This window comes from Chitinophaga sp. RAB17 (assembly GCF_052114225.1).
Taxonomy (GTDB): domain Bacteria; phylum Bacteroidota; class Bacteroidia; order Chitinophagales; family Chitinophagaceae; genus Chitinophaga.
Window position 1 is genome coordinate 280,646 of the sequence record NZ_JBFREI010000002.1, and the last position, 17,153, is coordinate 297,798.

The following is a 17,153-nucleotide window of genomic DNA, read 5'->3' on the forward strand; positions in this document are numbered from 1 at the left end:
GCTAACCATTATGAAAGTGTTCCCAGATCAGTTTGGCTTTAGCTGTACCTACTTCTTTTTCCAGTTCTTCCTGTGATAATAATTTTATTTTAGTCACAGACCGGAAGGCTTTCAGTAACTGTGTAGCCGTATTTTCTCCAATACCTTTAATACTTTCCAATTCGTTTTTGAACGTGCCTTTACTGCGTTTCTGCCGGTGAAAAGTAATACCGAAACGATGTACTTCATCACGGACCCGGCGTATCAGTTTCAGGCTCTCGCTGTTATATGGTAACTTGATACTTTGTGAGTCACCCGGAAAAAATATTTCTTCTTCATTTTTTGCTAACCCCACAACAGTCATACTGCCTATCAGGTTCAGCTCACGAATACTTTCCATAGCAGATCCGAGCTGGCCCTTACCACCATCTATGATCACCAGTTGAGGCAATGGCTGCTGCTCTGCCAACAGGCGGTTATATCGCCTGAAAACCACTTCTTTCATGGACGCAAAGTCATTGATCCCTTCTACCGTTTTGATATTGAAATGCCGGTAGTCTTTATTGGAGGCTACACCGTCTTTGAAAACTACACAGGCAGCCACAGGATAGCTACCCTGGAAGTTGGAGTTATCAAAGCATTCAATATGTTCGGGTAATACCGGTAGTTCAAGATCTGCCTGCAGCTGGTATAATACCTGCTTTCTCTCCATATCAGTTTTACCTTCCAGGTGCAGTATTTTTTTACGGTATAAATCTTCTTTAAAATAATTCACATTCTTTTCAGAAAGTTCCAGCAATTTCTTCTTATCACCGCCTTTCGGAACGGTAACAGTAACGCTGCTCTCAGGGTATTCTAACGGTAACGGCACAACTATTTCGGTAGTGATACTTTTAAATACTTCGCGAAGATATGCAATGGCATATGCCAGCACTTCTTCATCACTTTCCTCCAGCTGTTTTTCCAGCGTCACGGTTTTGGTATCAGCAATGGTGCCGTTCAAAATGCGCAGGTAATTTACATAAGCATGATTGCCTTCGCTGATAATAGAAAACACATCCACATTGCCCATGCGGTTATTAACAATGGTGGATTTGGCAGAATAGTCTTCGAGACTGGCTATCTTTTTACGCATGATTTCCGCCTTCTCGAATTCCATTTTTGACACATGGTCCAGCATCTGTTCTTTGAAAAGGTTTACTACCGGGGTAAGATTCCCTTTTAACACGTTCTTTACCTGCTGTAATCCTTCGCGGTAGTCTTCCTGTGTCTGTAGTCCTTCACAGGGGCCTTTGCAGTTCCCCAGATGATATTCGAGACATACCTTGAATTTGCCTTTTCGTATATTCTCTTCCGTTAAGTTGAGGCTACAGGTACGTAAGGGGATATTGTATTTGATCACCTCCAGTATTTCTCTTACACGTCCTACAGAGGTAAAAGGTCCCAGGTAGTCGGATCCATCTTTGACAACGTTGCGGGTGAAAAACACACGGGGAAAAGACTCATGTTTAATAACGATATAAGGATAGGTTTTATCATCCTTCAGGTTAATATTGTATTTGGGCCTGAATTGTTTGATAAGAGAGTTTTCCAGTAGAAATGCATCCTGCTCTGAGTCTACGATGGTAAACTCAATATGATGTATATGTTCTACCAGTTTCCTGGTTTTGTAGTTATCATGATTTTTTACAAAATAGGAGCTCACCCGTTTACGTAAACTTTTGGCTTTCCCTACATATAAGAGGGTGCCTGATTCATCGTAGTATTTATAGATGCCTGCATCGCCAGGTATGGTATGTGATATTTTCTGAAACTCCGCTGCGGTCATGTTTACATCCCTTTTTTAGGTGCGATCGTTACATTTACTTCCAGTTCTTTGGGCGCCAGGAAGGCTATTTTCTGATAGGTAGTCATCCGAACCTGCCTGTTTTGCTGGTAAAATAGGTCCTGCCGGAATTCATATACCAGGTTGCTGGTGTAGGAGTGAATGTTTACCTGTTGTATATTGCCTTGTTTGTCCAGTTCCATGGTTACTTCTGATGGATTGGTTTGTTTGCCCCGTGATTTATAGATCACTGATTTCCTTCCGGAAAAGGGATCGTATAAGCTGGAGGTATCATATTCATCCCGGAGGGAGGGCTTATTTAGGTCAGCATCCATAAATGGCTTTAATAAGTCGTGTACGGTGGCACTATCATTTCCGGAAATGCTGGCAGTATCTTTTTTCCCATTGAGTATCACTGTTTTAAATAGTGTCACATCGTTGGTGCGAATATGTGCATTCTCCTGGCTAAAGTAGGCTGGCAGTGCTGCAAACTTATCTTGTCCTGAGTCTTTTGATGTTTTATTTGCCTGGTTACAGGCCATGAAGCCAATTATGGTAAACAACACCGTTACTTGCGGGTATATTTTCATGCTGCAAAATTAATACTTAAATGTGGGTCATAAAAAATGCGCCGTAAAAACGGCGCATCGATGCATGAGCAAATCTGTCGAGAGCACTAAAAATATGTAAATCAGCGTGTTGGGCTGACAATTTTTTAAGGGTAACGTCTATTAAACGGGGGCCATAAACTAAATGTTACAGGTGCAGGTAAATAAACAGGGATTTTATATTTCTTTTCACGTTTGGACATAGGAGATTAAAAAAAGATTAGCGGAGACCAACATGATGTTATTCATGCCAATCTCCGCTAATCTTTCAGATCTTATAAAATAGAAATCAGTATAATCCCGGGAAAAAACCTTTCTGCGTTTATACCAGCAGGTTGCCAGTCATTTCCTTTGGAATAGGTAATCCCATGAAATGTAGGATGGTAGGGGCAATGTCACCTAGCTTACCATCTTTTACGGGACCCTGAAAGTCTTTGTTGATAATGAAGAACGGAACCAGGTTCAATGAGTGGGCGGTATTAGGACTACCATCTGCATTGATCATAAAGTCGGCGTTACCATGATCGGCGGTGAGGAAAACAGTATAGTCGCTGGCCAGAGCTGCGGTCACTACACGTTCTACGCAATGATCTACGGTTTCAACTGCTTTAATAACGGCTTCGAATACACCGGTATGTCCTACCATGTCCGCGTTAGCGAAGTTGAGAACCACAAAGTCAGCTGATTTTTGCTGCAATTCAGGAACAATCAGGTCAGCCAGTTCATTGGCGCTCATTTCTGGTTTCAGGTCGTAGGTGGCTACTTTGGGAGAAGCTGCCATCAGCCGGCGTTCACCTTCGAATTCTGTTTCACGGCCTCCGGAAAAGAAGAAGGATACGTGCGGATATTTTTCTGTTTCAGCAATACGGATCTGTGTACAGCCATCTTTAGCCAACACTTCACCCAGCGTCATGTTCAGGTTATCGTTTTCGAAAATTACGTGTACATTTTTATAGGTACGGTCGTAATCTGTCATGGTAGTATAGTAGATATTCAGCGGCGTCATACCGAAGTCGGGAATGGCTTCCTGTGTGAGCACCTGAGATATTTCGCGGCAACGATCTGTACGGAAGTTGAAGCAAAGTACGGCATCGCCTTCCTTGATGGTACCTATCGCTTTTTCCTGCGCATCTGTTGCAATAATCGGCTTAATGAATTCATCTGTTACGCCTTCTGCATAAGATGCTTTCACGGCAGTTAACAGGTCATGAGTAGGAGTACCTATTCCATGTACCATGGCATCATAGGCCAGCTTCACGCGCTCCCAGCGCTTGTCGCGGTCCATGGCATAATAACGGCCTGTTACGGTAGCAATTTTGCCGGTAGATGTTTCCAGGTGAGCAGAAAGATCTTCGAGGAAACCTAATCCACTTCTGGGATCAGTATCACGACCATCTGTAAAGGCGTGGATATATACTTTTTCCAGGCCATGTGCTTTGGCAATGTTGGTCAGTGCTTTCAGGTGGGCAATATGTGAGTGTACGCCACCATCACTTACCAATCCTATCAGGTGAAGCGCTTTATCATTGTTTTTAGCATGAGCCAGTGTATCCAGTAATATAGGATTGGCAGCCAGTTCTCCATCTCTGATGGCTACGTTGATGCGTTGCAGTTCCTGGTACACTATTCTGCCGGCGCCGATGTTCAGATGGCCTACTTCAGAGTTGCCCATTTGTCCATCAGGAAGACCCACAGCTTCTCCGCAGGTGATGAGGTGACTGTGTGGGTACTGTTTGTATAAACTGCTTACAAAAGGGGTTTTTGCATGTGCAATGGCATCGGCTGTAGGAACTTTACCTTCGCCCCATCCGTCCATAATTACGAGAATGGCTCTTTTCTTTTCCATATCCTATCTGGTTATAGTTTAATATAAATTCACTCAAGACGGTGAAAGTACTTATAAAGGGTTTAAATATTTTGCAAAAATAACGCTTATCAAAAAATTAACCCTCATGACCCTGGTTGCTTAAATTTTATATTCTATTTATTTAAAATGAAACACATATTATCTTACTGTTATTACTTAGCCGTTAATAGCTACCACGATAATGTGATTTTGTTGATTTGCAGGGTGTTTGGCATAGTTTTCGCTTTTAATTTGAGTTAGAAAAATCACATTTTTAATAAAATAACTGACAATGAAGAAGCTATTGATTGTGCTGGGGATTATGTTGTTGGGAGGTGTTTTTACGTCGCTTACACTGTCGGCCAGGTCAATTAGTATCACAGTTGCCGGCCCATTTGAAGATGTAGTGGCGGCATTAAAGCAAGGCGATGTTAGCGGCTTATCCCGTTACCTTGACAATACTGTGGAGATCAATATTTCAGGAAAGTCAAATTCCTATAGCAAAGCACAGGCGGAGATTATTTTAAAGGATTTCTTCTCTAAAAACCAGGTTAAATCATTTGAGCTGGTACATCAGGGTGGAGATAATTCCCGCTTTGGTATTGGTACTATGGTGACTGGTAATGGTACTTTCAGGGTTTCTTTCTTCCTGCAGAAGAAAGGTGGAACAATGGTACTGAATGAATTAAGATTTGAGAGTAAATAAGTATACCAATATAAATTAATTGAAAAACCCCCGGTGCCCCGCAATTTATTGCGGGGCACTTTTTATTTTTGACATATCTTTCACGCGGTAATTACGAATTACGAATTACGGATTACGGATTTGTGGGGAGATTTTATATCCTTCTCCCACAAATCCGTAATCCGTAATTCGGAATTCGTAATTGAAAATTATTCAATTATGTTAGACGAAGCAGCGCTGAATGCGTTTATCAGAAGCGCACTGGCAGAAGATATAGGAAGCGGAGATCATTCCACGATGGCGTGTATTCCGCCTACCGCGAAAGGAAAGGCGGTACTCAAGATTAAAGAAGATGGCATCCTGGCCGGCATGGAAGTAGCCGAAGCCATTTTTAAATGGCTGGATATGTTCACCGTATTCACTCCACATAAAAAAGACGGTGATGCCATGAAAGCCGGTGAAATAGCCTTTGAAGTAGAAGCTGCGGTGCATACCCTGCTGATGGGCGAAAGACTGGTGCTGAACTGCATGCAACGCATGAGCGGTATTGCTACCTTAACCAATCAGTATGTAACAAAACTGAAAGGATATCATACCCGTATACTGGATACCCGTAAAACCACACCTAACTTCAGGATGCTGGAGAAGGAGGCCGTTCGTATAGGTGGCGGCGTTAATCACCGCATAGGATTGTATGATATGGTTATGCTGAAAGATAATCATATTGATTTTTCCGGTGGTATTACAGCTGCTATCACCAAGACTATAGCCTATCTGAAAGAACATCAGTTACCGCTGAAAATTGAGGTGGAAACACGTAACCTGGATGATGTGAAGGAGGTGCTGGCAGTAGGACAGATAGATAGGATCATGCTCGACAACTTTGCGCCTGCTGATATTGTTACTGCATTGGAACTCATCAACGGCCGCTTTGAAACAGAAGCATCAGGTGGTATCACGATAGACACGCTGGAAGCATATGCCCAAACAGGCGTTGATTATATTTCTGTTGGCGCTATCATACATCACGCTGTGAGCCTGGATCTGAGCCTGAAGGCGATTATATTATAAAACAGTTTTTTTGAAGAAGATACTATTTATCATCAACCGCAAAGCGGGCACTGATCGTGAAAAGCGTTTGGAGCATGCTATCAGCAAGCACCTGCCGGCTGACCGGTACGAAGTGAGTACGGCATTCCTGGCTTATCTGGGCCATGGTGCCGACCTGGCGAGAGAAGCCGTGCAAAATGGCGTAGATATCGTGGTTGCCGTTGGCGGCGATGGATCTATCAACGAAATTTCACAAGGCCTGATAGGCAGCAATACCGCTATGGCGATACTGCCACTGGGCAGCGGAAACGGCCTGGCGCGTGCATTGAAAATTCCATTGAACATAGACAAAGCTTTGCAACTCATCGTCAACAATAAACAACGCGCTATTGATGTTGGTTATGCCAATGAGCATCTGTTCCTCAGTAATGCCGGCGTTGGCTTTGATGCCCTGATTGCTGAACAGTTCAGACACAATACCAAACGCGGTTTATCAGGTTATGCAAAACTGGTGTTGAAAAGTTTTAACACTTACGACCCTGCGGAATACAATATTGATATTGACGGATCATCCTTTCAGGCAAAAGCGTTCCTGCTCACCGTAGCCAATGGGAACCAGTTTGGATACGAATTTAAACTGGCACCTAAAGCCAGCGTATTCGATGGACAGCTGGACCTTTGTATTATGCCACCAGTGGGTATTCTGAGCCTGTTACCCGTAAGTATTTTCTCCTTAATGGGTAACATCGATAATACACGTTACATAAAACATTATACAGGTAAGGATATTACCATTCGCAGTAATGCGCTGCAATATCTGCAGGTAGACGGCGATGCCGTACCGCTCACCGAAAACGGAGTGGTACGTATACGGATACAATCACAGGCTATTAACGTAGTGGTAAACGAATAACCTTTAAATATTTTAGAGAGATGTCGAAAAAGAAAAATACACCAGGCCACGGAATAGTATATTCCACCGATCCTAACTTTTCACTCGAACCAGAGCCGGAAGAAGTAACAGACACACTTGCTCCCGCAGAACAGATCCTGAGAGTAATACTGGATAAAAAACAACGCGGAGGAAAAGTAGTAACCCTGATTACCGGTTTTATCGGTAAAGACGAAGACATAGAGAAACTGGGAAAAGAACTTAAAACGAAATGCGGTACAGGTGGTAGCGTAAAAGACGGTGAAATTCTTATCCAGGGCGACTATAAAGAGAAAGTGGTGAAATGGTTGCTGGATTGGGGTTATAAGAAAACGAAATAGTGATTTAGCTATTAGCCATTAGCTTTTAGCTTTTAGCAAAATGCAGCGAAGATTGACATAGGTAAACTATGTTCTTCGCTGCATTTTGCTAAAAGCTAAAAGCTAATGGCTAATAGCTAGTTCGCTATCTATTTACCAGTTGCATTCCGCCTTCAGTATAGCGGGCGCCGGCTACTGCATTGTTACGCAGAATGCTTTCAATGGCTGCTATATCTGCAGCTGATAAATTTACATCAGCAGCGGCGGCATTTTCCTGTAAATATTTTCTGCGTTTGGTTCCCGGAATGGGCACAATGTCTTCTCCTTGTGCCAGCAGCCATGCGAGTGACAATTGAGCGGCTGTAATACCTTTCTCTTTTGCAAAAGCTTCCAGTGCAGTCACGGTTTGTAAGTTCTGTTCAAAGTTTTCTCCCTGAAACCGTGGTAAGTTTTTACGGAAATCACCATCGCTTAATGAATCGGTATTATTGATAGCACCGGTGGAAAGTCCTCTGCCCAGTGGGCTGTAGGCTACCAGAGAGATGCCCAGTTCACGGGTGGCGGTTAAAATATCCCCTTCCACATCGCGGGTAAACAATGAGTATTCTGTTTGCAGGGCTGCAATAGGATGTACTGCATTTGCTTTCCTGATAGAAGCGGCGCTTGCTTCTGATAAACCAAGATAGCGTACCTTACCTTCTTTCACCAGTTCGGCCATAGCACCTACAGTTTCTTCTACAGGCACGGTGTCGTCTATACGATGTGCGTAATAAAGATCAATTACGTCTACTCCCAGTCTTTTCAAACTTGCTTCACAGGCCTGTTTCAGGTATTTTGGAGAGCCATCAAAATAGTAGGATCCATCGTCTTTAAACTTGAATCCAAATTTGGTAGCGAGGAAAACTTTATCTCTTTTGGCAGCGAGTATTTTTGAGAGTAGAATTTCATTGGCACCCTGTCCATACATATCTGCTGTATCCCAGAAATTAACACCTAAATCCAGTGCCAGTTCCAATGTGGCCAATGATTCGGATTCATTGAAATCCTGACCGCTGCCGTAAGCGAATGACATGCCCATGCAACCCAGCCCTATCGCGGATATAGATTCACCTGTTTTACCTAGTTTTCTGTACTGCATATTGATTAATTTTTAGTGATACAAAAGTACATGCAGGTACAGGTCTTACAGTTGTAAGAGGCAAAGTATTAATTGTTAATATCAAAGGTTTTAATGTACCCGGTATACATGCGGAGATACGCCGCTATGATTTTTAAAGAAGTGAGTGAAGTTACCCGGATCTTCAAAACCAAGACACCACGCAATCTCAGCAATCTGCCAGTCGGTATGCATCAATAATAAACGAGCTTCCAGGAGCATACGTTGGCGAATATGTTCACTCACTGTACGACCGGTAGCTTGTTTTACAGAAGCATTTAAGTGATTGGGATGTGTATTTAATACCTGTGCAAATTCCTTAGCCGTTTTGAGAGACACCTGGTTATGACTATACTCAATTGGAAACTGTTTTTCCAGTTTGTCTGTAAAACGATGCGCCAGCATTTGTGCTGCGGAAAGCTGCCGGTTAGGTTGCTGAGTTTGGGAAGATAGTCGTTTGCCTTCCAGCATCAGCAACTTCAGGTAAATAAGAATAGCTTCCTGTTTAAAGGCCGCATTTTCGTTATATTCTCTTAATAGTTGTCTGAATATGGATTGCAGGTATTCGGATTGTTCATTGGTTAATTTGAATACTGCTTTGGCGCCCAGCTGCAAAAGCGGATGTTGCAACAGGTTTTCCTGGTGCCCTGTCTGTGATTCAAACAACAGGTCAGTAAACAGGCAGAAATAACCTTCCTGTACCTCTGAAGAAGAGCGCCATGTTTTTACTTCAAACGGATTGATGAAAAGTAAAGTGGGACCATCTATCTCGTAGCGTTCTTCCCCCATCGTGAAGATGCCGCTGCCTTTACTAAAGAAACTTATTTTGTAATAATCACGTCTGCTGGCGGTGACTTCATCCAGGCAAGGGTAGTTGACCCTTTCCTGAACGGCAAAACTGCCACGCAGAGGTGCTTTAGGTACGATTTCTTTTCTTGTATACAAGAGAACATCATCGTTGAAGTCGTCAATCGTTTTTAGTCCAATGGAAGCATTTTTATTTGTAGGCATACTCCAAATTTAAGCAATTCCATATTAAATTCTCCTGTTGCCTACGCTGTCAATGTTAAGTTTTACAAAGAAAGAATGCCTGCAAATCCTTGCTGCGTCTTACTATTTTTATAAAATGAAACTAAGTTGCAATTTCATTTTTGCTTAAATAGAAAAAATTTCACAATTTGTTAACGCCTTTATCAACCAAAATCTTGTTATCATCAAGCCCTGATGATTGCTATGTAGAGCAGCCTGCCACATATGCCACCGAACAAGAAACTTATAATTTATCGACGGAAATACATTGCTTACCGGCAAGTATTTCCGTTTTTGAGATGACTATTTTTTGTCCCTGTTTATGATAACATCAACGATTGCCCCGCAACAGCACAGTGGCCGTACATCCCTTTGGCTGCTTTTATTAATTATAATAGTAAAAATGGGTTTTCAGTATGGAATACTGACTCCCTACTACGATTTACAACGGGATGAATACCTTCATCTGGACCTGGCTAATCATTTGTCTGCTGGATACTTGTCGGTACCTCCTTTCACCGCTTTTACTTCTTTATTGATCCAATGGTTGGGCAATGGCTTTTTCTGGGTAAGATTTTTTCCTGCGTTATATGGGGTATTCACCATGGTGCTGGTGTGGAAAATGGTGGAGATGCTGGGCGGCAGATGGTTTGCGCAGGTGCTGGCAGCCCTGGTGTTTATTTGTTCGGGGATGAGTCGTATAAATTTGTTGTACCAACCCAACTCTTTTGAAATTCTGGCCTGGACCTTATTGTTTTGGTGTTTATTACAATTCCTGCACACCCAACAAAATAAGTGGTTATTATGGATGGGGGTTGTTACGGGCATTGGAATACTGAATAAATACAATATTATATTCGGGGTGATAGGCCTGGTAGGTGGCTTATTATTGTCTTCGCACCGGCAAATATTCAAAAATAAATACCTGTATATAGGAGCATTGATTGCATTGGTGATCATTTCGCCTAACATAGTATGGCAACTGCAACATGGATTGCCTGTATTGCATCATATGAAGGAGCTGAGTGAGAGCCAGCTGGTACATGTAAGTCGCATGGCTTTTATCACAGATCAGTTCATTTTCTTTATAGGTGGTGCTTTCATTGTGGTGGCAGCATTCATAGGATTACTTTTCTACAAACCCTTTCGTCCTTACCGGGTGGTGCTGCTGGCGTATGGGCTAACCATGCTGATGTTTACCTACCTGCGGGCAAAAAGCTACTATTCTTTGGGCTTATATCCGGTGTTACTGGCTTTTGGCAGCGTATACTGGGAACGAATTTTTACGCACGACTGGACGCGCTATCTGCGTGTGTTATGGGTGGCGATCATCGTTATCCCTTTCGCGTTGCTGGTAAATGCAGTTTTTCCGGTACTACGCCCGGCGCAGATCAGTGAAAAGGCCGCCAAGTTTAAGGCATTGGGCTTATTACGCTGGGAGGACGGAAAGGATCATCCGCTGCCCCAGGATTTTGCGGATATGCTGGGCTGGCATAGCCTGGCTGCAATGGCTTTACAGGCCTGGCAGCAGGTGCCGGAAGCGGATAAGCCGTATACTATGGTAGTTACCAGTAATTATGGAGAAGCGGGTGCATTAAACTATTATAATAAAGGAAAGATGCCTTTAGCGGTATCTTTTGATGCAGACTATGTTTTCTGGTTTCCCAGGATGGATAGTATCCGTTACATTATTAAAATAGGCAAGCGGCCACAGGGCGAAACGCTGAAGTTTATTGGCCGGGTGGTGCAAACCGGCACATTACAGGATACTCTTTCCCGCGAGTACGGTTATGGAGCGGATGTCTACCTCTTATCTGATTTGTCGCCGGTGTTGCCACAGGCATTGCACAAGGTACTACTGGAAAAGCAGCAGGAATATACAGGAAAGTAGACGTTTTAGAGGGCAGCCTCCAGGCTTTGGCTGGCGGCTGCCGCTTTTGTCTATATATTACCGGTTGAGGATAAACTCTATCTCGCCAAATCCTAGTTGCAATATTTCTCCATTTTTCTCCAGGCAAAGATGTCCATCGGGCAATACGTCCCTGATAATGCCTTCAAAAATTTCCCCGTCTTTACGGTACAGGGCTGGCTGTTGCCAGCGGAAAAGCCTGCTGGTATATTCCTGGAGGAGGGCTTCGTAGCTGGCAGGCTGTAATTCCCGGATTCTTTTGTCCAGGAAAGTACAGAGTTCCTTTGCCACGCTGGAGGTGTCCCGGGTTTTGCCGGTGATCTGTCTCAGGGAAACAGCATTGGGCAACTCAGGAGGGAAAGCAGCCTGGTTAATGTTGAGCCCGATGCCGATAATGGCATATTGCCACATATTTCCGCGTAGTACATTCTCTATCAACATGCCTACTGCCTTTCTGTCACGCCAATAAATATCGTTTGGCCACTTGATGGTGGTTTCGTCTCCGGCATAGGAAGCAAAGAAATCGGCGGTAGCCAGTGCTACCGAAATGCTGAGCATAAACTGGCGCGAAAGCGGTAGCATAGCCGGTTGGAGGGCAACGCTGAGTGCACAGATGTCGCCGGGTTGGGCCAGCCATTGTTTCCCGCGGGTACCTTTTCCGGCAGTTTGGTTGCTGGTAAACCAGGCAGTACCAGATGTCACCTGCCCGGAATTTACCTGCTCCATGGCATAGTTATTGGTGCTGTCTATTTCGTCTAATACATGAAACGGGTGTCCTATCACATGAATCTTTTTTAGTCTGTATATCTGGCCCGAAAAGTAATTCATTTTATTATTTAATTAACATTTCAGGAGGCCCGCAGATGAGATTAAACATCTTATATTACTGCTTGTTTAGTAACTTTGACAATTAAAGATTATTTTTAACAAAAACGAGATTTATTGGCACCCTTAACCGTTCTGAGCACGAGAAAGAAGGCGCAGTTACGCCTGACCAGAGAAAGTGAAATTTTTACCACCATCATAAAGGCCATACAGGATAAGAAGGGGGAAAATATCGTATCCCTGGATCTACGCCAGATTCCTGAAGCCGTGGCCGATTTCTTTATCATATGTGAAGCCAATTCGGGCACCCAGGTGAAAGCCATTGCTGATTATGTGTCAGATGAGGTGGAGAAGCATACATCAGAGGAACCGTATAAGCACGAAGGATTTAGTTCACAAAACTGGGTTTTGGTGGATTATGTGAATGTTGTTGTACATATTTTCCAGCCAGAGAACCGGAGATTCTATAATCTTGAGGAAATGTGGAGTGATGCTGATAGAATGGACCACATCGAAGACTAGACTAAACAGTTGTTTTAGAATTTAATTATTTATATTATTCTGATTGCAATAAACATCCGTAAAGGAGCGTAAGATTATGGAAAAAGGAGGCAATAACTTCAACAAGGGTTCAGAGAAATCACCTAAGAAAGGACCGAAGTTCAATATATACTGGGTATATGCCTTTATTGGCGTTGCCCTGCTGGCAATGAACATTTTTGGTGATTTTAAATCCTCAACCAAAGAGATCAGTTTCCAGGAATTTCAGATCGAGTATCTGAAACCAGGAGATGTTGATAAGCTGGTTGTCGTAAATAAAAAATATGTAGAGGTCTACATAAAAGCAGACTCTTTAAAACAAGCTAAGTTTAATCCTGTTAACAAGAGTAGATTTGGTGGCGATAATCCCGGTCCTCATTACCGTTTTACGATAGGTAGTGAAGAAAGTTTCAAGAAAGATATCGATAAGGCACAGGAAGGTGTTCCGGTAGAAAACCAGGTTAAGATCTCTTATGATGAGCGTCAAAGCTGGTTTGAGCCTATCTTCCAATTGTTATTACCTATCATTCTGATCATTGGTTTGTGGATATTGCTGATGCGTAAGATGGGTGGCCCTGCCGGTGGTAGTGGCGGTCCTGGTGGCATCTTCAATATTGGTAAATCCAAAGCTACTTTGTTCGATAAAGGTACCCGTGTGAATATCACATTCAACGATGTAGCTGGTTTGGACGAAGCCAAGGTAGAAGTAATGGAAATTGTGGATTTTCTGAAAAATCCTAAAAAATATACTGCCCTGGGAGGTAAAATCCCTAAAGGTGCTTTGCTGGTAGGTCCTCCGGGAACTGGTAAAACCCTGTTGGCTAAAGCCATGGCAGGTGAAGCACAGGTTCCTTTCTTCTCTATGTCCGGTTCCGACTTTGTGGAACTGTTTGTAGGGGTAGGTGCGAGCCGTGTACGTGACTTGTTTAAACAAGCCCGCGAAAAAGCACCATGCATCATCTTTATCGATGAAATTGATGCGATTGGTCGTGCAAGAGGCAAGAATGTGATGATGAGCAACGATGAGCGTGAAAATACACTGAACCAGTTGCTGGTGGAAATGGATGGTTTCGGAACTGACAGCGGTATCATTATCCTGGCGGCCACTAACCGCCCGGATGTACTGGATAGTGCCTTATTACGTCCGGGTCGTTTTGATCGTCAGATCTCTATCGATAAGCCGGATCTGGCAGGAAGGGAAACCATTTTTGAAGTGCATTTAAAGCCTATCAAAACTTCTCCTATCCTCGATGTGAAGAAGCTGGCTTCCATGACACCAGGTTTTGCCGGTGCTGATATTGCCAACGTATGTAACGAAGCCGCCCTGATTGCTGCCCGTAAAGGCAAAACACAGGTGGAAATGGATGACTTCAATGATGCCATTGACCGTGTTATTGGTGGTCTGGAAAAGAAGAATAAAATCATCTCTCCGGAAGAAAAAGAAGTCATTGCTTACCATGAAGCTGGTCACGCTATCTGCGGCTGGCACCTGGAACACGCTAATCCACTGGTGAAAGTAACGATCGTTCCCCGTGGTGTTGCGGCACTCGGTTATGCGCAATATCTTCCTAAAGAACAATATTTATACAATACCGAACAGCTGCTCGATGATATCTGTATGACCCTCGGTGGACGTGCAGTAGAGGAACTGGTATTCGGTAAAATTTCTACCGGTGCACAAAATGACCTGCAGGTAATTACCCGTATGGCCTATGCAATGGTAACCGTTTACGGTATGAACGATAAAGTAGGAAATGTATCTTTCTACGATCCCAACAGCGAGCAATCCTTTACCAAGCCTTACTCTGAAGAAACATCCAAGATGATTGATGATGAAGTAAGGAAACTGATTGCAACTGCTTACATCAGAACTAAAGACCTGCTGACTGAAAAGATGGATCAGGTGAAAGTACTGGCGCAGGAACTGTTGAAGAAAGAAGTTTTATACCAGGCCGACCTGGAAAGACTGATCGGTAAACGTCCTTATGACGTTCACAGAGAACATTTACTGAATAAAGAAGGTATGACTACTGATGGTGTTCATCCGTCAGATATCATCAACCCTTCTCCATCACCAGCTAATGCGTAAATAGTGATATGAAGATTTCTCCTGCTAAGGAAAATATTCTGAAAAGAGTACGGAATGCGTTAAGTCAGTCAGTACAGTTGCCCTTCCCCAATTCGGAGGGCAACTCGTCTGTTTTCAGAACCGAGAATGAGAGCCTGGAATTAAAGTTTGCAGAAGAATTTACCAGATTACAAGGAAAATTTGTTTTCTGTACAGGAAAAGGTGAGTTGATGGATAGTTTGCGCGCACTTTGTGAAAACAAAGAGTGGCACAACGTTTTCTGTCAAACTCCTGCCCTGCTGAAAATAATTCACCAGGAAGAATTACCCACCCTTAATCAGGGCTCCATGCACGAAGCTGATGCTGCCATCACAGATTGTGAGTACCTGGTAGCCCGCACCGGAACAGTGGTGCTGAGTGCAGCACAACCCAGCGGCAGAGCATTGCCGGTATATGCGCCTGTACATATCATGATCGCCTATACGCACCAATTGGTATTTGACCTGAAGGATGCGTTGAATAAGCTGAAAGATAAGTATGGTAACGATCTCCCCTCAGCAATATCCTTTGCAACAGGACCCAGTCGTACCGCAGATATCGAAAAAACGTTGGTAGTAGGGATTCATGGTCCCAAAGAAGTGTATGTATTTTTAGTAGACGAATAATAAAAACAGCCTTTAGCTTTTAGCGGTTAGCTTTTAGTAAATGCAGCGAAGATGATGTTATGTTGATCTTCGCTGCATTTACTAAAAGCTAACCGCTAAAAGCTAAAAGTTTTAAAGCAATGGATATCCACTTACCGCACAATAAGAAAGTATATTTTGCCTCTGATTTTCATCTGGGTGCTCCCAATGCTGCTGCCAGCAGGGAGCGCGAAAAGTTGCTCCTGCAATGGCTCGACCAGATAGAACCTGATGCACAACATATTTTCCTGGTAGGTGATATTTTTGACTTCTGGTTTGAATACAAGCATGTCATCCCTAAAGGCTACACCCGTATACTGGGCAAGCTGGCTGCTTTAAGCGATAAGGGCATTGGCATTTCTGTATTTATCGGAAACCATGATATGTGGATGAATGGATATTTTGAAGAAGAACTGAATATCCCGGTTTACTACGAACCACAAACCTATACCATTGGTGGAAAACGTTTTTATATTGGCCATGGTGATGGTTTAGGGCCAGGTGACCATGGTTATAAGATGCTGAAAAAAGTATTTAGAAATCCGTTTTGCCGCTGGATGTTTTCTGCGATTCATCCCGCCTGGGGAATAGCCCTCGCTAACTACTTCAGCCGTAAAAGCCGGTCTGCTACCGGGCAGGAACTGGAACATTTCTTAGGTACAGAAAATGAATGGCTGGCCATTTACAGTAAAGAAATATTGCAAAAAGAACACTTCGATTACTTCATATATGGGCACAGACATCTGCCCCTCAATATTCAACTATCCGAAGGTAGTCGCTATATTAATCTGGGCGACTGGCTCAACTATTTTTCCTATGCTGTTTATGATGGCAATGAGGTAGCGCTGAAGTTTTTTACCGAAGCTGGTGAAAAGGCTGCCAGATCAGGCATCCAGAATCTCGTGCAGGATAGGCGGTGAGTGCATCTCTGTAAAATCAGGTAAGTGCAACCGAAAAAAATCCAGATACGCATACAGCAATTTCCTTCTTCTTTCTTTATTCATCGTGATTGCCGCCAGGTGCTGTACTTCCGTACACTGGAACAACTGATCGGTTAGTTCACTGCTATGCGCATCCAGGTGATCGCTGTGATGTGGCGGTAAATCAGAAAAAGTGCCTTCCTGTAAATCCAGGTAGGGCGTGTATTCAGAGAAGCGGCCATTTAGCCGGAAACCCAGCTGCTCCCCTACTTTCAGTGTAAAATATAATGGAAGATTAGCGACTACCGGTAACGCAGATACGTCCAGTAGCTGCAAGGTGTTCTCCGTGAAATAATAAAGATCCAGTTGTTGTTCCGGTTGCTTCAGGCATTTTTGCAACAACTCTATAATGTAGAGGGCCACTGTATTTTTTACTACATTCAGGTGTACGGCATTGTAGATATATGCCAGCTTGAATTCAGATATCCGCTGGAGATTCCTGATTTCATTGTGGTACACCACCAGCTCCAGGATATTGCCTGGTTGTAGCAAATTCCCTTTAGCCGCTTTGGGCTTGGAAGATCGGGCGCCGTTTACAATGTACGATTGTACTCCAAAGAGTTCAGTGAATATATTCACGATCAGGCTCGTATCTCCATACTTGACGGTGCGTAATACTATGCCGCGTGTTTTGTGAAGCATTTAGCTGTTAGCTGTTAGCATTTTGTGATAGAAACAGAATTGCAAGTTAATACAAACCGCGATAAGGAACATGCAGG

General features: G+C 43.4%; 16 protein-coding genes. 9 read left to right on the top strand and 7 right to left on the bottom strand.

Features of this window, described 5'->3' with window-relative positions; genetic code table 11:
* Position 1 precedes the first annotated feature (1 nt).
* From uvrC to gpmI, 3 genes are all read right to left on the bottom strand, one after another.
* Positions 2-1,807 (bottom strand): excinuclease ABC subunit UvrC, encoded by a 1,806-nt coding sequence (gene uvrC, locus AB4Z08_RS07130; protein ID WP_441573039.1) that lies wholly within the window; start codon positions 1,805-1,807, stop codon positions 2-4.
* 2 nt (positions 1,808-1,809) lie between these two features.
* Positions 1,810-2,394, bottom strand: a complete 585-nt coding sequence (locus tag AB4Z08_RS07135; protein ID WP_441573040.1) for a hypothetical protein — start codon at positions 2,392-2,394, stop codon at positions 1,810-1,812.
* A 340-nt stretch (positions 2,395-2,734) separates the two neighbouring features.
* Positions 2,735-4,258 (bottom strand): 2,3-bisphosphoglycerate-independent phosphoglycerate mutase, encoded by a 1,524-nt coding sequence (gene gpmI / locus AB4Z08_RS07140; RefSeq protein WP_441573041.1) that lies wholly within the window; start codon positions 4,256-4,258, stop codon positions 2,735-2,737.
* A 292-nt stretch (positions 4,259-4,550) separates the two neighbouring features.
* Here gpmI and AB4Z08_RS07145 point away from each other — a divergent pair, with 292 nt between their 5' ends.
* From AB4Z08_RS07145 to AB4Z08_RS07160, 4 genes are all read left to right on the top strand, one after another.
* Positions 4,551-4,964 carry a DUF4783 domain-containing protein gene (locus AB4Z08_RS07145; RefSeq protein ID WP_441573042.1) on the top strand — a complete coding sequence of 138 codons (414 nt, stop codon included), beginning with the start codon at positions 4,551-4,553 and terminating at the stop codon, positions 4,962-4,964.
* 198 nt (positions 4,965-5,162) lie between these two features.
* Positions 5,163-6,014, top strand: coding sequence for a carboxylating nicotinate-nucleotide diphosphorylase (nadC, locus tag AB4Z08_RS07150; protein WP_441573043.1), 852 nt, complete (start codon positions 5,163-5,165; stop codon positions 6,012-6,014).
* A 10-nt stretch (positions 6,015-6,024) separates the two neighbouring features.
* Positions 6,025-6,906, top strand: a complete 882-nt coding sequence (locus AB4Z08_RS07155) for a diacylglycerol/lipid kinase family protein (protein WP_441573044.1) — start codon at positions 6,025-6,027, stop codon at positions 6,904-6,906.
* A 20-nt stretch (positions 6,907-6,926) separates the two neighbouring features.
* On the top strand, positions 6,927-7,265 hold the full coding sequence (locus tag AB4Z08_RS07160) for a translation initiation factor (protein WP_441573045.1): 339 nt from the start codon (positions 6,927-6,929) through the stop codon (positions 7,263-7,265).
* A 124-nt stretch (positions 7,266-7,389) separates the two neighbouring features.
* Here the strand turns inward: AB4Z08_RS07160 and AB4Z08_RS07165 are convergent, their stop codons facing one another.
* A complete protein-coding gene (locus AB4Z08_RS07165; protein WP_441573046.1) occupies positions 7,390-8,382 on the bottom strand; it encodes an aldo/keto reductase in 993 nt (330 codons plus the stop codon).
* 90 nt (positions 8,383-8,472) lie between these two features.
* Positions 8,473-9,411 carry an AraC family transcriptional regulator gene (locus AB4Z08_RS07170; protein WP_441573047.1) on the bottom strand — a complete coding sequence of 313 codons (939 nt, stop codon included), beginning with the start codon at positions 9,409-9,411 and terminating at the stop codon, positions 8,473-8,475.
* Between the two features lie 421 nt (positions 9,412-9,832).
* Between AB4Z08_RS07170 and AB4Z08_RS07175 the strand changes: the two genes are divergently transcribed.
* Positions 9,833-11,320 (top strand): glycosyltransferase family 39 protein, encoded by a 1,488-nt coding sequence (locus tag AB4Z08_RS07175; RefSeq protein ID WP_441573048.1) that lies wholly within the window; start codon positions 9,833-9,835, stop codon positions 11,318-11,320.
* Between the two features lie 57 nt (positions 11,321-11,377).
* On the opposite strand, the gene AB4Z08_RS07180 is transcribed toward AB4Z08_RS07175, so the two are convergent.
* Positions 11,378-12,166 (bottom strand): biotin--[acetyl-CoA-carboxylase] ligase, encoded by a 789-nt coding sequence (locus AB4Z08_RS07180; RefSeq protein WP_441573049.1) that lies wholly within the window; start codon positions 12,164-12,166, stop codon positions 11,378-11,380.
* A 114-nt stretch (positions 12,167-12,280) separates the two neighbouring features.
* On the opposite strand from AB4Z08_RS07180, the gene rsfS reads away from it, so the two are divergent.
* The 4 genes from rsfS (at position 12,281) to AB4Z08_RS07200 (ending at position 16,374) form a co-directional block, all read left to right on the top strand.
* Positions 12,281-12,685 (top strand): ribosome silencing factor, encoded by a 405-nt coding sequence (gene rsfS, locus AB4Z08_RS07185; protein WP_441573050.1) that lies wholly within the window; start codon positions 12,281-12,283, stop codon positions 12,683-12,685.
* Positions 12,686-12,761: 76 nt separating this feature from the next.
* Entirely contained in the window at positions 12,762-14,792 is a 2,031-nt protein-coding gene (ftsH, locus tag AB4Z08_RS07190) for an ATP-dependent zinc metalloprotease FtsH (RefSeq protein WP_441573051.1), read from the top strand.
* A gap of 8 nt (positions 14,793-14,800) precedes the next feature.
* The gene (locus tag AB4Z08_RS07195; RefSeq protein ID WP_441573052.1) at positions 14,801-15,436 is read left to right on the top strand and encodes a LutC/YkgG family protein; all 636 of its coding nucleotides are present in this window, start codon (positions 14,801-14,803) and stop codon (positions 15,434-15,436) included.
* A gap of 119 nt (positions 15,437-15,555) precedes the next feature.
* The gene (locus AB4Z08_RS07200) at positions 15,556-16,374 is read left to right on the top strand and encodes a UDP-2,3-diacylglucosamine diphosphatase (protein WP_441573053.1); all 819 of its coding nucleotides are present in this window, start codon (positions 15,556-15,558) and stop codon (positions 16,372-16,374) included.
* Here AB4Z08_RS07200 and recO read toward each other — a convergent pair.
* A complete protein-coding gene (gene recO / locus AB4Z08_RS07205; RefSeq protein ID WP_441573054.1) occupies positions 16,339-17,076 on the bottom strand; it encodes a DNA repair protein RecO in 738 nt (245 codons plus the stop codon). The genes AB4Z08_RS07200 and recO overlap by 36 nt on opposite strands.
* Positions 17,077-17,153 lie beyond the last annotated feature (77 nt).

Bases quoted from the DNA above. Each gene is read 5' to 3' on its own strand.
- nadC (WP_441573043.1), top strand. From the start codon at position 5,163: ATGTTAGACGAAGCAGCGCTGAATGCGTTTATCAGAAGCGCACTGGCA.
- AB4Z08_RS07160 (WP_441573045.1), top strand. From the start codon at position 6,927: ATGTCGAAAAAGAAAAATACACCAGGCCACGGAATAGTATATTCCACC.
- gpmI (WP_441573041.1), bottom strand. From the start codon at position 4,258: ATGGAAAAGAAAAGAGCCATTCTCGTAATTATGGACGGATGGGGCGAA.
- recO (WP_441573054.1), bottom strand. From the start codon at position 17,076: ATGCTTCACAAAACACGCGGCATAGTATTACGCACCGTCAAGTATGGA.
- AB4Z08_RS07145 (WP_441573042.1), top strand. From the start codon at position 4,551: ATGAAGAAGCTATTGATTGTGCTGGGGATTATGTTGTTGGGAGGTGTT.
- AB4Z08_RS07135 (WP_441573040.1), bottom strand. From the start codon at position 2,394: ATGAAAATATACCCGCAAGTAACGGTGTTGTTTACCATAATTGGCTTC.
- AB4Z08_RS07200 (WP_441573053.1), top strand. From the start codon at position 15,556: ATGGATATCCACTTACCGCACAATAAGAAAGTATATTTTGCCTCTGAT.
- AB4Z08_RS07180 (WP_441573049.1), bottom strand. From the start codon at position 12,166: ATGAATTACTTTTCGGGCCAGATATACAGACTAAAAAAGATTCATGTG.
- AB4Z08_RS07195 (WP_441573052.1), top strand. From the start codon at position 14,801: ATGAAGATTTCTCCTGCTAAGGAAAATATTCTGAAAAGAGTACGGAAT.
- AB4Z08_RS07175 (WP_441573048.1), top strand. From the start codon at position 9,833: ATGGGTTTTCAGTATGGAATACTGACTCCCTACTACGATTTACAACGG.
- AB4Z08_RS07165 (WP_441573046.1), bottom strand. From the start codon at position 8,382: ATGCAGTACAGAAAACTAGGTAAAACAGGTGAATCTATATCCGCGATA.
- AB4Z08_RS07170 (WP_441573047.1), bottom strand. From the start codon at position 9,411: ATGCCTACAAATAAAAATGCTTCCATTGGACTAAAAACGATTGACGAC.
- uvrC (WP_441573039.1), bottom strand. From the start codon at position 1,807: ATGACCGCAGCGGAGTTTCAGAAAATATCACATACCATACCTGGCGAT.
- ftsH (WP_441573051.1), top strand. From the start codon at position 12,762: ATGGAAAAAGGAGGCAATAACTTCAACAAGGGTTCAGAGAAATCACCT.